Source organism: Mycobacterium asiaticum (genome assembly GCF_001673315.1).
Classification (GTDB): Bacteria; Actinomycetota; Actinomycetes; order Mycobacteriales; family Mycobacteriaceae; genus Mycobacterium; species Mycobacterium asiaticum_B.
In genome coordinates, this window is sequence record NZ_LZLQ01000059.1 from 44,740 (window position 1) to 66,228 (window position 21,489).

At 61.2% G+C, this 21,489-nt stretch carries 20 protein-coding genes; 15 read left to right on the forward strand and 5 right to left on the reverse strand.

Annotated features, from left to right (window positions below; all coding sequences use genetic code 11):
- Positions 1-30 precede the first annotated feature (30 nt).
- Positions 31-720, reverse strand: coding sequence for a TetR/AcrR family transcriptional regulator (locus A5636_RS09230; protein WP_012394821.1), 690 nt, complete (start codon positions 718-720; stop codon positions 31-33).
- 73 nt (positions 721-793) lie between these two features.
- On the opposite strand from A5636_RS09230, the gene A5636_RS09235 reads away from it, so the two are divergent.
- Positions 794-1,663, forward strand: a complete 870-nt coding sequence (locus tag A5636_RS09235; protein ID WP_012394820.1) for a metal-dependent hydrolase — start codon at positions 794-796, stop codon at positions 1,661-1,663.
- A gap of 166 nt (positions 1,664-1,829) precedes the next feature.
- Here the strand turns inward: A5636_RS09235 and A5636_RS09240 are convergent, their stop codons facing one another.
- Positions 1,830-2,393 carry a TetR/AcrR family transcriptional regulator gene (locus A5636_RS09240; RefSeq protein ID WP_041324713.1) on the reverse strand — a complete coding sequence of 188 codons (564 nt, stop codon included), beginning with the start codon at positions 2,391-2,393 and terminating at the stop codon, positions 1,830-1,832.
- A 198-nt stretch (positions 2,394-2,591) separates the two neighbouring features.
- Between A5636_RS09240 and A5636_RS09245 the strand changes: the two genes are divergently transcribed.
- The 10 genes from A5636_RS09245 (at position 2,592) to A5636_RS09290 (ending at position 15,054) form a co-directional block, all read left to right on the forward strand.
- Complete coding sequence (locus tag A5636_RS09245) at positions 2,592-3,458, forward strand: SDR family NAD(P)-dependent oxidoreductase (RefSeq protein ID WP_012394818.1); 867 nt, start codon at positions 2,592-2,594, stop codon at positions 3,456-3,458.
- Between the two features lies 1 nt (position 3,459).
- Complete coding sequence (locus A5636_RS09250; protein ID WP_012394817.1) at positions 3,460-4,383, forward strand: hypothetical protein; 924 nt, start codon at positions 3,460-3,462, stop codon at positions 4,381-4,383.
- Positions 4,380-5,879 carry a flavin-containing monooxygenase gene (locus A5636_RS09255; RefSeq protein ID WP_012394816.1) on the forward strand — a complete coding sequence of 500 codons (1,500 nt, stop codon included), beginning with the start codon at positions 4,380-4,382 and terminating at the stop codon, positions 5,877-5,879. The genes A5636_RS09250 and A5636_RS09255 overlap by 4 nt, the downstream gene beginning before the upstream one ends.
- Before the next feature lie 47 nt (positions 5,880-5,926).
- A complete protein-coding gene (locus A5636_RS09260; RefSeq protein ID WP_012394815.1) occupies positions 5,927-7,444 on the forward strand; it encodes a flavin-containing monooxygenase in 1,518 nt (505 codons plus the stop codon).
- Positions 7,441-8,406: an alpha/beta hydrolase gene (locus tag A5636_RS09265; RefSeq protein WP_012394814.1), complete on the forward strand. Its 966-nt coding sequence runs from the start codon at positions 7,441-7,443 to the stop codon at positions 8,404-8,406. Before A5636_RS09260 ends, A5636_RS09265 begins: the two co-directional genes overlap by 4 nt.
- A gap of 61 nt (positions 8,407-8,467) precedes the next feature.
- On the forward strand, positions 8,468-10,003 hold the full coding sequence (locus tag A5636_RS09270; RefSeq protein ID WP_012394813.1) for a flavin-containing monooxygenase: 1,536 nt from the start codon (positions 8,468-8,470) through the stop codon (positions 10,001-10,003).
- 115 nt (positions 10,004-10,118) lie between these two features.
- Entirely contained in the window at positions 10,119-11,576 is a 1,458-nt protein-coding gene (locus tag A5636_RS09275) for a cytochrome P450 (protein WP_012394812.1), read from the forward strand.
- On the forward strand, positions 11,573-12,226 hold the full coding sequence (locus A5636_RS09280) for a transglutaminase-like domain-containing protein (protein ID WP_012394811.1): 654 nt from the start codon (positions 11,573-11,575) through the stop codon (positions 12,224-12,226). The genes A5636_RS09275 and A5636_RS09280 overlap by 4 nt, the downstream gene beginning before the upstream one ends.
- A gap of 14 nt (positions 12,227-12,240) precedes the next feature.
- Entirely contained in the window at positions 12,241-13,866 is a 1,626-nt protein-coding gene (locus A5636_RS09285) for a fatty acid--CoA ligase (protein ID WP_016889183.1), read from the forward strand.
- A gap of 66 nt (positions 13,867-13,932) precedes the next feature.
- The gene (locus tag A5636_RS09290; protein ID WP_016889182.1) at positions 13,933-15,054 is read left to right on the forward strand and encodes an acyl-CoA dehydrogenase family protein; all 1,122 of its coding nucleotides are present in this window, start codon (positions 13,933-13,935) and stop codon (positions 15,052-15,054) included.
- Between the two features lie 136 nt (positions 15,055-15,190).
- On the opposite strand, the gene A5636_RS27180 is transcribed toward A5636_RS09290, so the two are convergent.
- Positions 15,191-15,670, reverse strand: a complete 480-nt coding sequence (locus A5636_RS27180; RefSeq protein WP_078321963.1) for a transposase — start codon at positions 15,668-15,670, stop codon at positions 15,191-15,193.
- Between the two features lie 356 nt (positions 15,671-16,026).
- Between A5636_RS27180 and A5636_RS09300 the strand changes: the two genes are divergently transcribed.
- Positions 16,027-16,563 carry an HD domain-containing protein gene (locus A5636_RS09300; protein ID WP_012394808.1) on the forward strand — a complete coding sequence of 179 codons (537 nt, stop codon included), beginning with the start codon at positions 16,027-16,029 and terminating at the stop codon, positions 16,561-16,563.
- A 10-nt stretch (positions 16,564-16,573) separates the two neighbouring features.
- Here the strand turns inward: A5636_RS09300 and A5636_RS09305 are convergent, their stop codons facing one another.
- On the reverse strand, positions 16,574-17,041 hold the full coding sequence (locus A5636_RS09305) for an NUDIX hydrolase (RefSeq protein WP_012394807.1): 468 nt from the start codon (positions 17,039-17,041) through the stop codon (positions 16,574-16,576).
- Between the two features lie 5 nt (positions 17,042-17,046).
- Positions 17,047-17,865, reverse strand: coding sequence for a hypothetical protein (locus A5636_RS09310; RefSeq protein WP_012394806.1), 819 nt, complete (start codon positions 17,863-17,865; stop codon positions 17,047-17,049).
- A gap of 239 nt (positions 17,866-18,104) precedes the next feature.
- Here A5636_RS09310 and A5636_RS09315 point away from each other — a divergent pair, with 239 nt between their 5' ends.
- From A5636_RS09315 to A5636_RS09325, 3 genes are all read left to right on the forward strand, one after another.
- A complete protein-coding gene (locus A5636_RS09315) occupies positions 18,105-18,449 on the forward strand; it encodes an SCO3933 family regulatory protein (protein WP_011893911.1) in 345 nt (114 codons plus the stop codon).
- Between the two features lie 89 nt (positions 18,450-18,538).
- Positions 18,539-19,972: an FtsK/SpoIIIE domain-containing protein gene (locus tag A5636_RS09320; protein WP_012394805.1), complete on the forward strand. Its 1,434-nt coding sequence runs from the start codon at positions 18,539-18,541 to the stop codon at positions 19,970-19,972.
- Positions 19,969-21,474 (forward strand): replication initiator, encoded by a 1,506-nt coding sequence (locus A5636_RS09325; protein WP_012394804.1) that lies wholly within the window; start codon positions 19,969-19,971, stop codon positions 21,472-21,474. Before A5636_RS09320 ends, A5636_RS09325 begins: the two co-directional genes overlap by 4 nt.
- Positions 21,475-21,489 lie beyond the last annotated feature (15 nt).

Below are 21,489 nucleotides of genomic sequence, written 5' to 3' on the forward strand. Positions count from 1 at the left end.
CGCAGCGTGTCGGCGAAAATACCGCCGGTCTCATCTGTTGTGGCCCGCCGGGGAGTTGATATCGACCTGGATGTGCGAAGCGGCCGGGTCAGGTTTCTGGCCGAGGGTATACAGGCCAAGACTGCCGAGAAAACCCGCACAATGCTCGATAAGCACTTCGGTCGATAGGTTTAGTTGTCCGTCTATCCAGCGACGGAGAATCTCGAACAGGCCCCCGACACCGTAGGTAGCGGCGAGATCTGCGACCTGAATCACCTCGCTGGGTATATCGAGATGCAGGCGGGCCTCTCTGAGGACGAGCTCCGCAAATTCGGACATCAGTTCGCTTCGCAGCTGCCGAAGCAGGGGTTCAGCGCCCGATTCGACAAACAATATGCGGGCCATGCTGGGATCGTTCTCGATCATCTGAACCAGGGCCTTTATCGGAGCGTAAGCGAGTTCTTGAGGAGCAACGGTGTCATCCGGTATCGCCTTGGTGATCACGGCTTGGAAGGTGGTGGAGATCTTGGTGAACATCGCACGCAGGAGCGCGTCTCTGTCGCGAAACTGCTGGTAGAAGTACCGGCTCGTCACTCCTGACTCCGTACACACAGCGGTCACGGTGCACGCGGCGGCTCCCTGCTTGCCCATGAGCGCGACCGCGGCGTCAATCAGCAGTGCGCGGCGCTGCGCATCGCGTTGAGTTGCGGACAGCCCGCCATAAACACGTGCTGGACTCATGCCCTACATTCTGGCAGTCTCATGTGACAAGGCCTAAAGTCAGATCACGCAACGGAGGAAGGACCCCGTCAAGATGCCGGAAGATCGAGCCTCGACCAAGAGCCGTGTATTGCCAAAACCCCGGCGCGTTCGTTTCCCCATGCCCACCTCCACGAAGCGGCGACACTTCGTGGATGGCGACCTGGTGATGAGCCATTTCATCTCGGTGCTTTCTGCGACCTTCCCGGAAGGGGAAGACTTCTTCATCCGCTCGGTCAAGTATTTCCAGAGTTCCATCGACGATCCCCAATTGCTGACAGCGGTCAAGGGTTTCATCGGGCAAGAGGCCACACACCGACACCAGCATCGGCTCCTCAACGAACGGCTCCAGGCCATGGGTTATCCGACCGCGCGGATCGACCGCCACGTCGCACGCCTGATCAAGCGATTGGAGCGGCGCTTTTCGCCAGAAATGCGGCTGTCGATGACCTCTGCATTGGAGCACTACACCGCGACGCTCGCTGAAATCATTCTCACCAGCGATGACGCGCAGAAGCTCATCGGACAGACAGAGGTTCGACCGATTCTGCTGTGGCATGCGTTCGAGGAGTCGGAGCACAAAGCCGTCGCCTTCGACGCCTATCGGCTGATTGGAGGCACCGAGCGCACCCGCGTACGGGGCATGCGGATCGCCTCTGCAATTCTGTTCGGCGAACTCATTCTGCAGACTGCGCTGTCGATGGCCTCTGACAAGGCCTCGTATAACCCGGTCACGTTGGTGCGTAGCCTACGTCGCTTCAGTCGCACCCCGATGTTCACCGCCGATGCGCTGCAGCGATTCCGTTCGTACAACCGCCCCGGCTTCCACCCTGATGATTGGGACAGCACCGCGGTCCTGGAGCGATGGAGCAAGGAACTGTTCGACCAAGACGGCTCACAGAAGGTCATCGCTCAGCCGGGGTAGCAAAAGTGCGTGAGGAGGGCGACGCAGAAAGACACTGTTTCTGCGTCGTTCCTCCAAACAATCGACAGCGCGCCTGTCGTCACGGATTGGATGCCCGGTGGCGGGTCAAGGCGACAGTCATACAGACAAGTGCAGTCGGCCTCGAAACTCACGGAAAGGTTAAGCCTCAGCCGCTGACGACGTAGCGTTGAGCCAAGGTTTCAGCCAGTCGGCTCGTGTGCGCGACCACTTCCTTTTCGGTCACCGCGAGCAAACCGGAGTGCCAGGCCGTGATGACTTCGACGAACCCCCCCACCGCAACCAAAGTGTCCATACGAAGGGCCGTCTCGTCGGCGTCTTCTCTGAGATGTGGCCGGCTTGCCTCGACGACCAACTGCGTTGCCTCCTGCAGCGCCACAGCGCGGCGATCTTGCAGCGGTGAGCTACCTACATGCTGAGCGAGGAGGATGTGCGCCCGGCCAGGATCGCGTGCGATCCGGTCGACCACGATGGCGATCGCCGCGGTGATGGTTTCGATCGGCGGCCGATCCACACGCTCGTCGAAGAGCGCGGAAACCTCGCCGAGCATGTCATTGCGAACGCCATCCCACGCTGCGACGAGAAGATCCTCGCGCGTCTTGAAGTCCTCGTAGAAGTATCGATCGTTGAGCCCTGTCCGGGCGCACACGCCGCGCATAGTCACTGCGGCCCAACCGCTCTCACTCCAAATCTCGGTCGCAGCCTCGATCAATTGCTGCCGTCGCTCTGCTCGACGCTCAGCACCGGTCCGACCACCCCAGCGCGTGTTTCTCGACCGCACATCAAACATCTTGACAAAACGTCGGGCTCACGACCAAACTGGTGGCATGCGACACCAATGGTGGCTGATGCCCCCAAATCAATGGTCTCCCGCACCGGAAATCAGTGTCGCGATCCGAAAGGCAAGCAGATGAGGTTCTTGCCGTTCGGTAGTTCACCAGGTAGAACCCACCGCGCCCACGCAGTAGTCACAGGCGCAGGGAGCGGTATCGGCCGCGCGTTCGCCGTTGAGCTTGCACGCCGAGGTGGACGTGTTGTGTGTGCGGACAAAGACCCCATCACTGCGAAAGAGTCGGCCGAGTTGGTGAGGCAGGCCGGCGGCGAGGGTTTCGACGTCGTATGCGACGTCACCGACCTTGAGCAGGTCCGTAACCTCGCTGATGCCAGTGAAGACTGGTTTGGCAAGGCGGCGAGCCTGGTGATCAACAACGCCGGAATCGGTGCGGGCGGCAATCGCATCGGCGCTACGTCGGTCGAGGACTGGAACGCTGCGATTTCTGTCAACCTTTGGGGTGTTATCTACGGGTGCGAGACTTTCGTTCCCCGGCTCCGGAGCAACGGCCGTGGCGGAGTGATCAATGTGGCGTCCGCCGCGAGTTTCGGCTCGGCGCCCCGAATGGGGGCATACAACGTGAGTAAGGCCGGAGTGCTCGCTCTGTCCGAGACCTTGGCGGCCGAACTGAGCGGTACTAACGTCAATGTCACAGTGCTTTGCCCCACCTTCGTCAAGACGAACATCGCCAAAAATCCTCAGATTGAGGAGTCGGCGGCGAAACTCGCGACCAACCTGATGAGGTGGACCGGCATTTCGCCGGATCAAGTGGCTCGAACGACCTTGAACGCGCACGATCGCGGACAAATCTATGTAGTGCCCCAACTGGACGCGAAAATTTTGTGGCAACTGAAAAGAGCTTTACCCGGTCAGTTTACGCGGGCGTTGGGGCTGGTGGAGCGCGTGGCCTCATGGAACGATCCAGCCGAACAGAGGGAGCAGTGAAATGGCGTTCGCATATAGCGACATGCTCGAGACGATCAAGAACAAGCAATGGGCTCTCGCCGATATCGATTGGGGCGCCCCTGGTGCGGAGTTGATCACCGACGAACAGCGTCCCAAACTCAAGCAATTCATGTCCGACGTGGTGTGGATTGAGCATGTCGGAGCGCGCGCCTTTGCTGCGATGGCCCCGAAGGCGCCCTTCGAAGCGCTCGGAGACATTTACCGTTACTTTCACGCCGAGGAGCAGCGTCACGCCAACGCCGAACTTGCTCTGATGCGTCGCTGGGGCATGATCGAGGAAGGCGAAAAGCCTGTACCGAATAAGAACATCCGTCTCGTGATCGAGTGGCTAGATCGGTACGCTGAGGCTCTTCCTCTGACTGTCATCGGCGCCGCGATTCCCGCACTGGAGACCGCGCTGGACGGGGCCCTGCTGAAATTTCTCCTTGATGAGGTCGACGACCCAATTTGCGGGGAAGTATTCAATAAGGTCAACAGCGACGAATCGCGGCACCTTGCAGTAGGTTTTCAAGTCCTGAATGACCTCGGCGCCAGTCCCATGCGAATCCATGCAATCCAAACGGTCGGCGCTGTGATGGACCCCCGTATTCTCACTGGCGCGTTGCTGTATATACCGCTTCTCACGCGCATGTTGATGAATCTCAACGCGATGGGGCTATCCGAAGAGAAGCTGTACAACGCGGTGACGCGATATGGCAATGTCGGGGACCGCAGTGAGCACACGCGGAGGGTGCCTGGATATCACATCTTGAAGGCCCACATGTCCTCCTCGATCAAGCGGTCCCAACCCCTTCACTTCGTTTCCCAGCGCTTAGGCAATGCGATCGACATCTTCCCCGTGCAAGTACTCGGGCGACCGCCTTCATGGACGGATGAACTGACCTATGAACCGGTCGCTAAATGACGGACACGGTAACGACTTTGATCGTCGGCGCCGGCTTCGCGGGTATCGGTACGGCGATGAGAATGCTTCAAGCGGGCGTTAACGACTTTGTCATCTTGGAGCGATCACATCGCGTCGGGGGCACCTGGCGTGACAACACTTACCCCGGCGCCGCCTGCGACATTCCGTCATTGCTGTACTCCTACTCGTTCGAGCCGAACCCAGGCTGGACTCGCGCATACTCGGGGAGCGCAGAGATCCTCGCCTATATCGACGCGATTGTCGCGAAATACGATCTTGGGAGGTTCATTCATTTCGGTGCGGACGTGAGTGCACTGGAATTCGACGAGGATGCCGGAGAGTGGGTTGTCGACACGACCGGCGGCAGGCGGTATCGGGGCCGTTCAGTCGTGATGGCTAGCGGACCACTTGCTGACGCCAGTTTCCCGGATATTCGTGGCATCGAGTCGTACGAGGGGAAAAAGATTCACAGTGCTCGGTGGGACCACTCCTATGACATGAGCGGTAAGAGGGTGGCGGTTATCGGGACCGGGGCGAGCGCTGTGCAGATCGTTCCCGAATTGGTCCAGTTGGCGGCGTCGGTCAAGGTGTTTCAGAGGACGCCCGGCTGGGTCCTACCGAGGGTGAATTTCCGGCATCCGGCCTGGGCGCGTTCGACTTTCAAGCGCATGCCGGCAACCGAACAGGCCCTACGAGGTGCGTGGTTTTGGGCGCATGAGGTCATGGCCGTGGGCATGGTTTGGGATACCGCTGCCACATCTGTCATCCAAGCGGCCGCGAAGGCGAATCTGCGTCGGCAGGTGAAGGATACCTGGTTGAGACGTCAGCTAACACCGCAGTTCAGACCTGGGTGCAAACGCATGCTTATGACTAACGACTATTACCCTGCTCTCCAGGCCGATAACTGCAAACTCGTCAGCTGGCCGATCGCCACACTGGCTCCGAACGGAATTCGAACCGCCGACGGCATCGAGCATGAGGTGGACTGCATAGTATTCGCGACAGGCTTCGATGTGTGTAAACGCGGTACGCCATTTCCGATCCTGGGGCGCGACGGGCGAAAACTCGAAGACGCGTGGTCTGAGGGGAGATTTGCCTACAAGAGCGTGAGTGTGGCCGGGTATCCGAATTTGTTCTTCACTTTCGGGCCTAATTCCGGTCCTGGCCACAACTCCGCTCTTCTATATATGGAGGCGGCAATCGATTACATCGTAAAAGCGATCGAGCTCTTGCGCGACCAAGGTAACGGAGTCCATACCCTGGATGTGAAAGAGAATAGCCAAAACGCGTACCACTCCAATATTCAGCGGCGGTTACGACGCACGACATGGAACTCGGGTTGCAGCAGCTGGTATTTAACAGAGGATGGCTATAACGGCACGATGTATCCGGGCTTTGCGACTCAGTTCACCAGGGAACTGTCCCGTCTGGATATGCGGGATTACGATATCACTCGGCGTGACGATGCTGACCTGAAGTTGACACAAACACGCTGAACTGCAGCAGCGGATAGGGTAAACATCAAAGCGCACGTGAGGAAGTAATGGGTTCTGAGTCTGGGCAGCACTACGAAATTGTAATAGTCGGAGCCGGGTTTTCTGGGATTGGTACAGCGATCAGCCTGTTGAAGGCCGGATTTGCGGACTTTCTTATAGTCGATGACGCCGATGGCGTCGGCGGTACATGGCACTGGAATACGTATCCGGGAATAGCGGTCGATATTCCGTCCTATAGTTACCAGTTCTCTTATGAGATGCGAACATCCTGGTCACGTACTTACGCTCACGGGGATGAGTTGAAGGCTTATGCAGAGCGGTGTGTAGAAAAATACGGACTCCAAAATTACATCCGGTTCAACACGACTGTGGACGAAGCCTGTTTCGACGAAGGCGCCGCACTATGGCGGCTGAGCTGCTCCTCTGGTCAGAATCTGACCGCGCGTTTTGTGATAAATTGCTCTGGCGTTCTCAGTCGGCCGAAGTGGCCTGATATTCCAGGAGTGCGCGACTTCGCCGGCGTGACGCTGCATACGGCCAGATGGGACCATACGAAAGATCTCACCGGTAAGCGGGTGGCGGTGATCGGGACTGGGGCATCTGCGGTGCAGCTGATTCCCGAAGTCGCGAAGATCGCATCAAGTCTGACGGTCTTCCAGCGAACGCCGATTTACTGCTTGCCGAAGCCGGATTTCTCCATACCGAGCTGGGCCGCGACAGTGATGCGGTTGGTGCCAGGGGCACAACTGATGACGCGCACTGCGAGTCAGGCGTTCGTCGAGTTCACATTTCCCATCGCAGCTCATTTTCACTCGTTGATCCCTGTGTCGGACCTCATGGAAGAGGCGGCGAAACGCTATATGCGTCGGGCGGTCGACGATCCGGTGACTCGAGACCAACTCATTCCTCGCTATTCGTTGGGTTGTAAGCGACCGAGTTTCCACAATTCCTATCTCGCAACGTACAACCGTCGCAATGTTTCGCTCGAGACCAGCGGCATCACCCATGTCGACCATGCCTCGGTTCACACTGAAGATGGCAAGAGTTATCCGATCGATGTCATGGTCTTGGCCACCGGGTTCAAAGTGATGGAGTCGGGCAATATGCCGACTTATGTGCTGAAGGGACGCGGTGGAGTGGAGCAGTCTGCCTGGTGGGATGAGCACCGCCTCCAAGCCTTCGAGGGTGTGAGCGTCCCAGGGTTCCCGAATCACTTCAATATCTTCGGTCCCTATGGTTACAACGGCTCCTCGTACTTCACACTCATCGAGGCGCAAAGTCGGCATATCGTCCGCTGTCTTCGTCGTGCGCGCACGCTGAAGGCTGATTACGTAGAGGTCAGACAGCAGGCGAACGATCGCTACTTCGGTGACATGGTTAGCCGCCGACATCGACAGGTTTTCTGGCAGCCGAGCTGTTCCAATGCCAACAGTTACTATTTCGACAAACACGGCGATGTTCCGTTGCGTCCGTCAACTACCCTGGAGACTTACTGGCGTAGCCGCACCTTCCGGCTCTCCGATTACCGATTTGAACGTCGCGCAGAATCCGTTGGCGCACGGTGACCAACACTGATGCGGCGGACCGGCGCCCCAGTCTTGCAAGTCATTTCGTGGCAATGACTTCGCGAAACACACTGCGTCCGCTGTCGCAACTCATCCCGTCGAGCGCCCACGGCCTCGCGGTGATGGATCGCGTACTCCGGATGGCGCTTGTGGGATCGCGGCCCCGCCGAAGCGTGGCGGTTCGCACAATAGATACCGAGTTCGCCGGGAATCAGATACGCGGGGATTGGATCACTTCTCCTGCAGTCGATCCACACGCGGTTCCGTTGCTCTACATTCATGGCGGCGCCTACTCCATGTGCTCACCGGCTACCCACCGCGGCCTGCTCGGTGAACTTGCCTCCGCGAGCGGTCGGCCCATCTTTGCGGTGAGGTATCGGCTAGCTCCACGCTATCCCTTTCCCGCTGCCGCCGACGATGCACTGAACGCATACCGCTGGCTCGTCACAGGGCAGCCTTCGGCTTCCGGCGAACGCGGTGTTGCGGTGGCCGGGGACTCGGCGGGCGGCCAGCTCACGATGGCCACCGCCCTTGGCGCACGTAGTGACGGACTGCCGCTGCCGGATTCGATGCTTCTCATGTCTCCGGTCCTGGATCTGACATGTGAACTCGCGAGGGCACGCGAACTTCGCCGCCGTGATCCTTTCGCCTCTGCTCGGTCCGCGGCCCGCGCTCTTGACCTGTACGTGGCTGGTGCAGATCACCGCAATGAGCGAATCAGCGTGCTCGACGCAGACCTCAGGTCCATGCCACCGATCCTGATTCAGGTAGGCGGAAGAGAAATGTTGATCGATGACTCGAGGCATCTTGCCGACCGCCTCCGATCGGCCGGATCAAGCGTTGAGATACAGGTGTACCGGGGACAGATCCACGTGTTCCAAGCCATGTTCCGAATCCTGCCCGAGGCTCGTGAGGCGATCCACCGCGCTGGAAACTTCCTGAAAGCTTCGGCCCACCGGTGAAAGTGTTGGGACCGTGGATGCTCCACTGCCACCGCGCCATCAACTGCTTCTTAGCTGTCTCATGACAGGCGGCTTTGCGAGGGATCCTCGAGGACACGATCCGTCGATAGTGATCATCGGGGCCGGCGTCGCGGGTATCGCCATGGCCCATCAGCTGAAGAGGGACGGATTCACCAACTTCACCATGGTGGAAAAGGCTGCAGACATCGGCGGCGTCTGGCGCGACAACACCTATCCAGGAGCGGCTTGCGACGTGCCGTCAGCGTTGTACTCACTCTCGGACAAGCCCAACACTCGTTGGTCGAGACGTTATGCAGAACAGCCCGAGATACTCCAATATCTTCGCCGACTCGTCCTGGCCGACGGAATGGACCTGCATTTGCGCACGCGGACCGAAGTCGTCGAGATGACCTTCGATGAACAGGCCGGCCGTTGGCGTTTGGTGACCGGATCCAGCGAGACGATCTGGTGCGATGTCGTGATTTCGGCCGTGGGGCAGCTCTCGCGACCTCATACGCCGAATATTGCCGGCGAAGACACCTTCGAGGGGCCGCGTTTTCATTCGGCGCGTTGGGACCATTCGGTATCGCTGCGCGGCAAGGAAGTAGCCGTCATCGGGACAGGCGCAAGCGCGATACAGTTTGTGCCACGGATCGCACACGAGGCACAGCGCGTAACGCTGTATCAGCGCACGGCGCCTTGGATTTTGCCGAAGTGGGACAGCAGGTACGGACGTCTTCACCAACAGCTGATTAAGGTTCTGCCGCTGTGGCTGCGTCTTGAGCGTTTCGCGGTATGGCTGATTTTTGAAGTGCTCGCAGTGACGTTGGTCGACGCGAAGCCCTTGTCACGCATTCTCGGCGCGGTCGCCCGCTACCACCTCCATCGGCAGGTTGCCGATCCAATGCTGCGCCGGCAACTCACGCCATCAGATGCGCCGGGGTGCAAGCGGGTGTTGTTCTCGAATGATTACTACCCCGCGATTGCCAACGGTGAAGTCTCGTTGGTGACCAACGCGGTTGCGAAGCTTTGCGACAAGGGAGTCGTGACCGACGATGGCGTACTCCATCGCGCGGATGTCGTCATTTACGGAACAGGTTTCCGCGCTACCGACTTCCTCGCCCCGATGCGTGTTCGCGGCTGGGGCGGAGTGACTCTGGACGAGGTGTGGGGGACGCAGGCGCACGCATACCTGGGCATTACAGTCCCGATGTTCCCGAATCTCTTTCTCCTCTATGGCCCGAACACGAATGTCGGTTCCGGGTCGATCATTTACATGATCGAGTCTCAGGTCCGCTATGTCGGTGCCCTCATCAAGATTTTGGCGAGTGACCCAGGGCGTACGGTCGACGTCAGGCCAGACATCGAGCAAAGCTACAACACACGATTGAGCCGGCGGCTGCGAAGGTCGGTGTGGGCGCTTTGCGCGAGCTGGTACACGACCTCGAGTGGCGCGATCCCGACGAACTGGCCTGGGCCTACATTTGCCTACCGGATCCTCACCCGCAAACCACGCAGTCACGATTATCTATTCAGGCACGTTGAACGCCTTCAGTTAGACGGCCCGAGTGAGAACCGCGCGAGGCTGCGCAGATGATCCGGGTCGCAGGCGGTGTCTAACATTTCACTGTTAACTGTTCGAATATTGACATTCAGCACATCTATGTAAACTATTACCAGATACCCGTGCAGCAGAGCGCCCAGGAGGCATCGTGGCTAATCAGCTTCTCGCAATCACGCGTCACCCCAAGGAGCGGTTGACGTCTGTCCTGTTGGCGCCCGCCCCCCGCGTCGTCGATGACAAATGGCGACAGTGGAGTCGGGACTGGAGAGTCCGGGAACTTGCGCCGGCCCCCGCCGGATCTGGGCTGAGAGCCGTCCTAGGGGACGCTGGACTCCCGTTGCTGGGGCACACTGTCGACTACATCCGATTTGGTTCAGAATTCAGTCGGGAGCGTTACGAACGTTTGGGCTCGGTGTCGTGGATGGGCGCATTCGGTACCAAAATGGTGGTCATCGCCGGTCCAGACGCAACGCGTGAGGCGTTCACAAGCGAAGCCAAGGCCTTTTCTCAAGATGGCTGGTCCTTCCTGATCGATGCTTTCTTCCATCGCGGGTTGATGCTCATGAGCTTCGACGAACATTTGATGCACCGGCGCATCATGCAGGAGGCGTTCACGCGTCCTCGCCTGACCGGATATGTCGGGCAGGTGGCCCCGTGCGTTCGCGCAGCCGTGCCCGCGTGGCCGACCGGTCCGTCGGTCCGGATCTACCCGTTGTTGAAGAATCTCACCCTCGATATTGCCACGGATGTCTTCATGGGTGGCCGCGGCAAGGACGAGAGCGCTGCTGTCAACGAGGCGTTCGTGTCCACTGTTCGCGCGGCGAGTTCCTTTGTGCGAGTTCCACTCCCGGGCACCAGGTTCCGCGCCGGCGTGCATGGGCGGCGCGTGTTGGAGGACTACTTCTCCCGACACCTGCCGGCCGCGCGTGCAGGCGAGACCGACGATCTATTCGCCGCCCTCTGCCAGGCGACCACAGAAGACGGTGAACGGTTCTCCGACGAGGATGTGATCAACCACATGATCTTTCTCATGATGGCCGCCCATGACACCTCCACGATCACCACCACTGCTGTCACCTACTTCCTCGCTAAACATCCTGAGTGGCAGGAGAAGGCAGCGGCGGAGGCGCGGTCCTTCGGTCACGATTCGCCAGATATCGACGAACTGGAGCGGATGACGGTCCTCGATCTGATCCTCAAAGAAGCTCTGCGTCTGCTGGCGCCCGTTCCGCTGGTGATGCGCAAGACCGTCCGCGATGTCGCCATCGACGGCTATCACATCCCCCGTGAAACCTTGTGCGCAATCACACCCGCCGTAAATCACTTCGACCGCAGAATATGGAGCGACCCGGACCGTTTCGATCCGTCGCGCTTCGATGAGCCCCGGCGCGAGGACCAACAGCACCGATTCGCCTGGGTGCCGTTCGGCGGGGGGGCGCACAAATGCATTGGGATGCAGTTCGGCACACTCGAGGTGAAGGCAATCCTGCACCAGATGTTGCGTACCTACACTTGGACGGTCCCAAACGACTATCACGTGCGTTGGGACAACACCTCGCTGCCCATTCCCGTGGACGGACTGCCTGTGACGTTGCGGCACCGATGAGCGGTGAGAACTCGCCTTACCTGGAGCCCACGGAGTTCCTCGATTGGCAACATGAATCGGTACGCGACTTCGTTGCATCGGCGACCCGCGGCGCGGTCGACGACACCACGAAGGCCATAGCCATCTTCACTGCGGTCCGCGACTCGATTTGGTATGACCCCTACACCGTGACCGATGACCCGCATGCGTATCGCGCCAGCACCATCGCAACTGCAGACCGCGCTTACTGCGTCCCGAAGGCGGTGCTCTTGACGGCGGCCTGCCGAGCAGCAGGCATCCCAGCGCGGCTGGGGTTCGCCGATGTCCGAAACCACCTTCAGACCGAGACATTGCGTGAGCGGATGGGCGGTACCGACGTCTTCGTCTACCACGGATACAGCCTCATGCATCTCTGCGGTGTCTGGGTCAAGGCAACTCCGGCGTTCAATCGCGAGCTATGCGCACGGTTCGGCGTCCCGCCAATTGATTTCGACGGGCGCACAGACGCCCTGCTGCACGGGTTCGCCGGTGACGGCACACAACACATGGAATATCTGAGGGATCGAGGCGCCTTCGACGATCTACCGCTGGCAGAGATCCTGCAAGCGCTCAGAACCCACTACGGGACGCTCATAGGCGATGCGAGTCGCCATCCAGACCTGTTCGCCTGAAGGGCCGATGCGTAATGCACAGCACGATGCAAGACGTCCAGCTCACAATCTCGGCAATTGTCCGCCATGCCGCCTCCATTCACGGAAACAGCGAGGTGATCACCCCCGACGGAATTGGATACCGAAGTATGTCCTACCGTAGCGTCCTGGGGCGAGCGGGCCGACTTGCCAATGCGTTGCGCGGGCTCGGAATAACGGCAGATCAACGGGTGGCCACTTTTCAGTGGAGTAACCAAGAACATCTCGAGGCCTACTGCGCGGTTCCCTCCATGGGCGCGGTGCTGCACACCCTCAACATTCGTTTGGCTCCAGAGCAACTCGCGTACATCGCCAACCATGCCAGCGATCAGATCATCCTGGTGGATGCGTCGGTTGCGCCATTGTTGGCTAGTGCGCTACCAGCGATGGAGTCGGTGCATACGGTCATCGCCACCGGGGGCGGCGACCTCGCTCCGCTGCAGCGATGCGGGAAGACGGTGTTGCGTTACGAGGAGATCCTGGCGCAGCAACCGGAGACTTTCGATTGGCCCGAGATCGATGAGCGTTCCGCCGCGGCCATGTGCTACACCAGCGGGACTACTGGAAATCCCAAAGGTGTTGTCTACAGCCACCGTTCGACCTACCTACATGCACTGACCGCCTGCACGTCGAACGCCCTGGCAGTGAGCGAGGCCGACCGTATCCTGGCCATTGTCCCGATGTTTCACGCCAATGCGTGGGGACTGATCTACGCGGCGTTGATGTCTGGTGCGGACTTGGTATTACCCGATCGCCATCTGCAAGCCGCGCCGCTGGTGTCGATCATCGAAGAGACTCAGCCGACTATCGCCGGTGCAGTGCCGACGATCTGGAACGATGTCGATCGATACCTGGAATCGAATCCCGCCCGGGACATCTCCTCACTTCGGCTGGTTGCCTGCGGGGGATCGGCAGTCCCCGTCTCGCTGATGCGGGCATTCGAAGACAAGTACAACGTGCCTATCGTGCAGGCATGGGGCATGACCGAAACCTCGCCGCTGGCTACCGTCGCACGCGCAGCGCACGGAGTAGGCGAGACCCGTGCGTGGGAGATGCGCGAAAGCCAGGGTCGGCCGATGTGCGGTGTCGAGATCCGGTTGCGTGACGACCACAAGAAGACAGTGCCGTGGGACGGTCGATCAGCGGGTGAAATACAGGCGCGAGGCCCGTGGATCACCGGCGCCTACTTCGGCGACGATGATCCGGACAAGTTCGACGGAGGGTGGCTGCGCACCGGCGACGTCGGCCGGATCGACCCGGACGGGTATCTCACGCTGACCGATCGTGCGAAGGACGTCATCAAGTCAGGTGGAGAATGGATCTCCTCAGTCGAGCTGGAAAACACGCTGATTGGTCACCCGGCGATCTACGAGGCTGCGGTGGTGGCAGTTCCCGACGACAAATGGCAGGAAAGACCGCTCGCCCTGGTCGTGGTTCACCGTGGAGCCGAGGTCGACATCGACCGACTGCGCGCGTTTCTGTTGGACAAGGTCGCCAAGTGGTGGATCCCGGAGCGGTGGAGCTTCGTGTCTGAGATTCCCCGAACAAGCGTCGGGAAATACGACAAGAAGGCCATACGCGCGCGTCACTCCGCCGGCGAGTATCAGATCGAAACGTCCTAAGAAATCAAACCCATTGATATTGAACAGCCGAGAGGGAATCCTGTGACAGCATCAATTTCTCCCTGGATGAGCGCCGAATTGCTCGAGCTTCGTGACCTTGCCGCGAAGTTCTTCTCGACCGAATTGGCCCCACATGCGCAACGTTTCGCAGACCAGCACCAAGTTGACCGAGAATTGTGGCACAAAGCCGGCGAACTAGGCCTGCTCTGCATGTCCATACCCGAAGAATACGGCGGGGGAGGCGGCACATTCGCGCACGAAGCCGTCGTACTCGAAGAGCAAGCCCGAGTCGGGGACAGCTCATGGGGCGCAGGGCTGCACAGCGGAATCGTCGCGCACTACATCCTCCAGTATGCGGCCGAAGAACTACGGAGGCAGTGGCTGCCCAAGATGGCCTCAGGCGAAATGATCGGTGCTATCGCCATGACGGAGCCAGGGACCGGTTCTGATCTGCAGAGTGTCAAGACCAAAGCAATTCTTGACGGTGACGAGTACGTGATCACCGGCGCAAAGACCTTCATCACCAACGGTCAGCAAGCCGACCTGATCATCGTCGTCGCCAAGACAGATCCAAGTCAGGGCGCCGCCGGCATCTCGCTGATCGTCGCCGAAGCCGATCGACCCGGATTCCGGCGCGGCAAGGTCCTCGACAAAATCGGCCAACGCGGACAAGACACCTCCGAGTTGTTCTTCGACGACGTAAGAGTGCCCCGCTCGCACCTCCTGGGCGAGACCGAGGGTCAGGGTTTCATTCAGCTGATGACGCAGCTACCTCAAGAGCGGCTCATCGTCGCGGTTGGGGCGGTCGCGGCGATGGAACTTGCCGTGGAGCAGACACTCAAATACACCCGTGAGCGGGAAGCGTTCGGACGGCCCGTCTTCGGCTTCCAGAACACGAAATTCATCTTGGCCGAAGCTGCAACCGAAACGCGCATCGCACGAGTATTTTTGGACTACTGCATCGACCTACACCTCGCGGGCCAACTCGACGTCCAGACCGTCGCCATGGCGAAATGGTGGACCACTGAGCGAGCGATGAAGGTGCTCGATGACTGTTTGCAGCTCCACGGCGGATATGGGTACATGACCGAGTACCCCATCTCGAGATTGTGGGTGGACCAGCGCGTGCAGAAAATCTACGCCGGCACAAATGAGGTGATGAAGGAAATCATCTCGCGTTCCCTATGACCCTGAACGATTAGCCACCTGCACATTACTCACCTGGGAGGATTGATGGCATCTACAGAGGTGCCATATCGCCACGAAATGGGTGGACATTGCGGATCGGGTGCCCTTCGGGAGTTGATACCAGATGCTCCTATCTTCAGGCAATGAGTTCTTCAGGCAATGAGTTCGTTGGTTCTTCTGCTGGGTTGGCGGAGGGCGTGGTAGATCTCGCGGGCGATGTACGCTTGATGCAGCGCATGATCTCGTTCTTGGTTTTGCCTTCGGCCAGGCGGTGAACGAAGTAGTCGCGGGTGGGCTGGTGACGGCGCATGCGCACCACCAGGATGACGTGCAGGGCACGGTTGGCGTCGCGATTGCCTCCCCAATTGAGCCGGTGGCGGATCGTTTTGCCGCTGGAGGCTTCCAGTGGGCTGACCCCGCAGAGTTTGGCGAAAGCGGCGTCGCTGCCGATCCGAGCGGGGTTGTCGCCGAGGGCGGTCAGCAGCGTGGCAGCGGTGTCGGGCCCGACGCTGTAGCTCGGGTGCGGCGGTGGCGGTGATGGTGTCGACGTGGCGTTCGAGTCGGGCGGCTGCGGTGTCGAGCTGGTGGCAACGTGCCGCCATCGACTTGATAGCAGTAAAGAAAGTTCTCACATCGCAGGCCAGCGGCGGTCAGGCGGGCGTTGGTCGCGCCTGCTGCCCGCGGCGTCTCGATGCGGCGAGGAGCGAGGACAGTCCTGGCTTGTCGTGGTGCCAGGATGCCGTGGCCGTTGAGATGTACAGCGCTCGTCGTCGTGTGCAAGCTTGTGTGGCGGCGGACGGAGGGCGAAGCGTAGCGAGCGGCGCGGACGGGAGCGCCAGCGGACGGGAGCAGAGGGAGTGTAGCGAAGCCCGCAGGTAGCCGCCGGTTCCTCGCGGGCTATGGCGGCCCGGGCTCCGCTGAGCATCAGTTGCGGGTCTGCGCCATGGCGATGGGACTCGTAGGATGGCGGTTGTGAGCGGGATGCTGGCGCAGCGTGCACGGCGAGAGGCCGAGACGCGACTGGTGGGGCAGCTGCGGCGGTTGGCGCATGTGCGGGGTGTCGCGACGACTGCCGAGCGGCTGAGTCGGCGGTTCGATGCCCAGACAGCGGACTCTTTGGTGGCAGCGGCGTGGCTGCACGATATCGGCTACGCACCGTCGTTGCGCCGGACCGGGTTTCATCCGCTCGATGGCGCAGAGTTTGCCCGGGCGGCGGGTTTTCGGGAGCTGGTCGCCTCCCTGGTGGCGTTCCATACTGGGGCGCACGCGGAAGCTGCCGAGCGCGGCTTGTCAGGTTTAGCGGCGTTCAGCGATCCGCCCAGCGATGTTCTGGATGTGTTGACCTTTTGCGATCTGACGACCGGGCCGGACGGGGCGCCGGTATCACCGCGAGATCGATTGATCGAGGTGTTGGGCCGCTATGGACCCGAGGACCCGGTGCACCGCGCGGTCGACGCGGGGCGCGACGAACTGTTGGCGGCGGTCCGACGGGTACGCGATTGGCTGTAAACCCAGCCGGTTAGCCGAGGTAGGGGCTGTCGCGGTGTTGCAGGTAGTGCTCGATGCGCAGTCGCATCGACGGGTGCATGTCCAGATTGGGGATGTCGTCGGGATCGGTCCAGGCGATGTCGGTGCTTTCGTGATCGATGGCCAGGGTACCGCCGAGAACCTTGGTGGTGAAGGACAGAGAGAACTGTTGGCGGACTTCGCCATCGGTGAACGCGACGACATGCTGCGGGTTGGTGTAGACACCGACAAGGCCGGTGACTTCAATGTCGAGCCCGGTTTCCTCTTTGACTTCCCGGACGGCGGTGTCGGCAATCGTTTCGCCGATGTCGTGTCCGCCGCCGGGTAGCGCCCACAGGGTGTTGTCGCGGCGTTTGATCAGCAGGATACGACCCTGTTCGTCGGTGACGATGGCCGAGGCTGACGGAACGACGCTGTTGGGCAGCGGGGCGTTGGGGTCGTTGTAGTAGTCGGTTCGCATAGGGTTCAGCCTTTCGCGCTGAGCGGTCTGGCGCGATCCCAGACCTGGGTGAAAGCGTCTTCGAGGGTGGCCCAGAGCCGTGGTTCGTGGTGGCGCGACAGCACAAGCACGGGGTTGTTGCGCCCGGGTGAGCCGTAGATGTGGAAGTTGACGATCATGGCGTCGTCGACCCGGAAGATCGACGTGTAGAGCGTGGTGTCGTGGGTGCGGATATCCAGCCCCGGGGTATCGGCATGCGGGGCGAGCAACTCCACGGACGTGCGGCAGCGGGCGATGACGGCCTCGCCGATGCCTTCCTCCTTGCCGCGCAGGATCGTGGTGGCAGTGTCAGGATCCCCGACGAGAAACCGCACCGCCACACCGCGGGCGGCGGCGTCGAGCAGAATGTCGAGGAAGCCGTCGAGGGTGTCAAACAGGAACGTGGCCGCCAGGACGAGGATGTCGATGCCGGTGGTGGCGTCGCCGAAATGCTGCTGCCACGTCGTGATCGGCAGCTGGGTGCGGCTGGCATACAGCGTCGCGGTGAACGGACCACCCAGCGACGTCGTCGCCAGCGCGCTCGCGGTAGGGGCAGGATACTGGTTGGGCCACAGGTTGTGCGGTGTGCAGCCAAGCAGCTTAGCGGCGCGGCGGGCGTTGTCCTCGCGGACGTTGTAGTCGATGTTGGCCAGCCAGCGGCGCACCGTCTTGATATCCACGCCCACCGCAGTGGCGAACCTCTGTGGGGAGAGTCCCTTGGCGTGCAGCCGTTGGGTGAGGCGATCGTTGGGGATCGTGGCGGCCTCGGCGTCGCCGTCCTGATCGCCCGTCGTCTCAGCGCACATCTTTCCGTGTCATCCCTGTCCATCCTCAGCGCGTGGTTCCTAGTTTGCCATGCGACTGCCGCCGCCCCGCGGCGGTGATGCCCGTCCGATGCCCACGGGCATGTCCCTGTCGTGTCCGAAATGTCTGCGGCAGTGTCGGCAATGCCTGCCAACGTCCCTCGCTACGTCCGCGATGTCCACGTGAACTGAGCCCAGCGCCGCAACGGGCGCAAACAGATCACGAAAGGAACAGCGGGACAATGCGTTTAAGAATCGACACATCAGGCACACGGTTCATCGTCACCCGAGCGGCCGAGCCGCGGCTGAACTTCGAGACCGGCAGCCCAAAAGTGGACACCGCCACCGGCGTGCCACTGTATGCCGCGCAGCTGTTGGCGTTGGATGACACCGGTGGTGAAGTGCTCAACGTCACCGTCGCCGGGGATCCGAAAGTGACAGTCACCCAACCTGTTTCAGTCGCGGGTCTGGTTGCTATCCCTTGGGCTCAAGGTGATCGCAGCGGCGTGGCGTTCCGTGCCGACGCCATCACCCCCACCAACCCCGCGGCTGCGCCGAGCGATCAAGCGTCCCGCGCGCAGAAATAACCCCATTTGCTGGGGCGCGGCGCTCGTGGGTGTCGCGCCCCAGCACGTGAGCTGCTATCGACCATTCACTCACCAGAGGGACGCCTGTCATGGCATCAAACTACAAAAACAGCAAGAACTCTCAATCCAACGACGACGACTGGATCACCGACCTCATCCTCTCACTGTTCAAAGCGGCCGGGTATCTGCTGTGGTGGGCGGTCCTGTTCCCGGCCATCAGCATCCCGATCATCGCCAGCGTGGCGATGGCCATTACCCATGGCTCACGCGCGGGTCTGATCATCGGTATTGCTTTCGCTGCCGCGTATGCGGGCTGGGCGTGGCTGGACCCGCGATCGTTTCACGGATGGGTCACCGAGCCGGTGCGGCGGCGCTGGTTGACCTGGTCGCGCTACACCCGCACCTGGCAATCGGTGTGCACCCTGCACGGCCTGACCGCCACACTTGGCGAACGCACCTTGGTGCCGACCTTGCAGTCGGTGCGCATCGGCAAGACGACCGACGTCCTGGCGCTGCGAGTGGTCACCGGCCACTCCCTGGCTGATTGGCACAAGCAATCCGAGGCGCTAGCCGCCGCCTGGCGTGCCGACCGGATCGCCATCCGCGCGACCGCGCCCGGAGAGCTACGCATCACCCTGATGCGCGGCGACGTGCTGGCCGACCCGATTGCCCTGCCCATGCCCACGACGGCGACTGCGGTGGATGTGGGGTCGGTGCGGGTCGGGATCACCGAAACCCGCCACTGGTGGCACCTACCTCTGCTTGGCCACCACCTGCTCGTGGCTGGCGCGACCGGCGCGGGGAAAGGTTCAGTGTTGTGGTCACTGATCGCTGGCCTCGCCCCCGCCGTGAAAACCGGACAAGTGCGGCTCTGCGTCATCGACCCGAAAGGCGGCATGGAACTGGGCGCCGGAGCACCCATGTTCACGGTGTTCACCCACGACGCCACTGGCACCACCCTGTACCTGCTGCGGCAACTAGTGGAGGTGATGCACGCCCGCGCCAATCGGTTACGGGGCAAGACGCGCATGCACACCCCGACTCCGACTGAGCCGTTATTCGTGGTGGTGATCGATGAGATCGCCGCGCTGACTGCGTATGTGACCGACCGCAAGGTGCGCAGCGAAATTGAACAGCTGTTGGGCCTGCTGCTCTCCCAAGGCCGGGCCGTCGGCATTTCGGTGGTGGCAGCGGTGCAAGATCCGGCCAAAGACACCCTGCCGGTGCGGCAGCTGTTTACCGTGCGAATCGGGTTGCGGTTGACCGAAGCCACCCAAACCACCATGGTTTTGGGCCAGGGCGCCCGCGACGCGGGGGCCGACTGCGATCACATCCCCGACACCACTCCCGGTGTGGGCTACATGATGATCGATGGCACGGCCCAACCGGTGCGGGTACGGGCATTTCACGTCGCCGACCACGACATCGCCACTCTGGCAGCACGATTCCGGCCACCTCGTGCCGCGACCCGAACCAACCAGTCCAACAGCGGGCGCACCGACACCGCCCGGGGTCAACGGTGACTACTGCAACGACAGCCCCCACGCTGGTGTTGCCCGGGGTTCCCGGCTCGATCGACACCAATGCGGTGGTGGATCAGATGGTGCGCCGCGCGTCCTCGACGGGGTTCGAATCGTGGTGGCGGCGCGCGGAATCTGTTGGCTTCTGCGCCCACCCCATCCAACTCAGAGGTACCGACGAGATAGGCCGCGATCGGGTGGTGTGGACACGGTGCAACAACCGCCGCGCACAGGTATGCCCATCGTGCTCAGACCTGTACGCCCGCGACACGTGGCAGCTCGTGCACGCTGGCACCGCCGGCGGCCACCACAACATCCCCGCAGCAGTGGCCGATCGTCCGCAGGTGTTCGTCACCCTCACCGCACCTAGCTACGGGCCTGTTCACGCCGCCGCGCGTGCAGGCGACAAGAAGCAGCGTGTGTGTCGCGACCACCACCACACTGGCGGCTACCGCCGATGCCCGCATGGAAAACCACTGTGGTGCAGCACAACCCACGGCGAAGGTGATATCTATGCGGGACAGCCGATCTGCGCGGACTGCTACGACTACACCGGGCATGTCCTGTTCACATGGCACCTGCCCGAACTGTGGCGACGCTTCACCATCACCCTGCGACGCACACTGCGCCGAGAGCTACGTGCTTCGGGCGCCGACCCGGATGCGGTGCAGGTCAGCTTCATCAAAGTCGTCGAACTGCAAGCCCGGCTCATCCCGCACATTCATGCCCTGATCCGCCTCGACCCGCCCGACAGCGATGACTCTGGCGGTCATGACTGGCATGCGCCCCTTGCGGCAACCGAACTGGCCACCATCATCCAACAGGCCGTTCGAACCGTGGCCGTGACGGTCACCGACTCATCCTCAAATACAGCGACACGGGTGATCAGGTTCGGCACACAAGTCGACACCCAACCCATCGACAACCGGCACGCCGGCACGGACGGCTCTGCTGTGCAGGAGGATTCACCACACGGCGGGGTTCTTCCAGGCCGCCGCGTAGCTCGCTACCTCGCGAAATACGTCACCAAATCCTTAGCTGACGTCGGGATCAGCGCGCGACGCATCTCCACCGAGGCCATCGCTGACCTCGATGTCTGCGACCACGTTCGGGCGATCCTGACCGCCATCAGCCAACTCGCCGATAAGGGACTGGCCGGTGTCGGTCGGTGGCTGCACACCCTGGGCTACCGGGGCCACATCACCAGCAAATCCCGCCGCTATTCCACCACGATGACCGCGCTGCGCGAACGTCGCGCGGCCTGGACCCGTGAACAACGTTTAAAAAGCACTGCGCACCAACATGATCTCGGCCTCGACTCCACCGATGGCGATGATCTGGTGGCATGGGAATTCGATCGTGCCGGCCCCACCAGCCTCGGCGACCGGACCCTCATCTACTCCGCGGCCGTCCAACACATCCACACCCGCCGCATCGGACTGATCGAAGTCCGTGGCCAAGCCCGCAATCAACAATGGGATCCGCCAGGGGGAAGCGATGGCTGACAGGTCCCGAGCAGC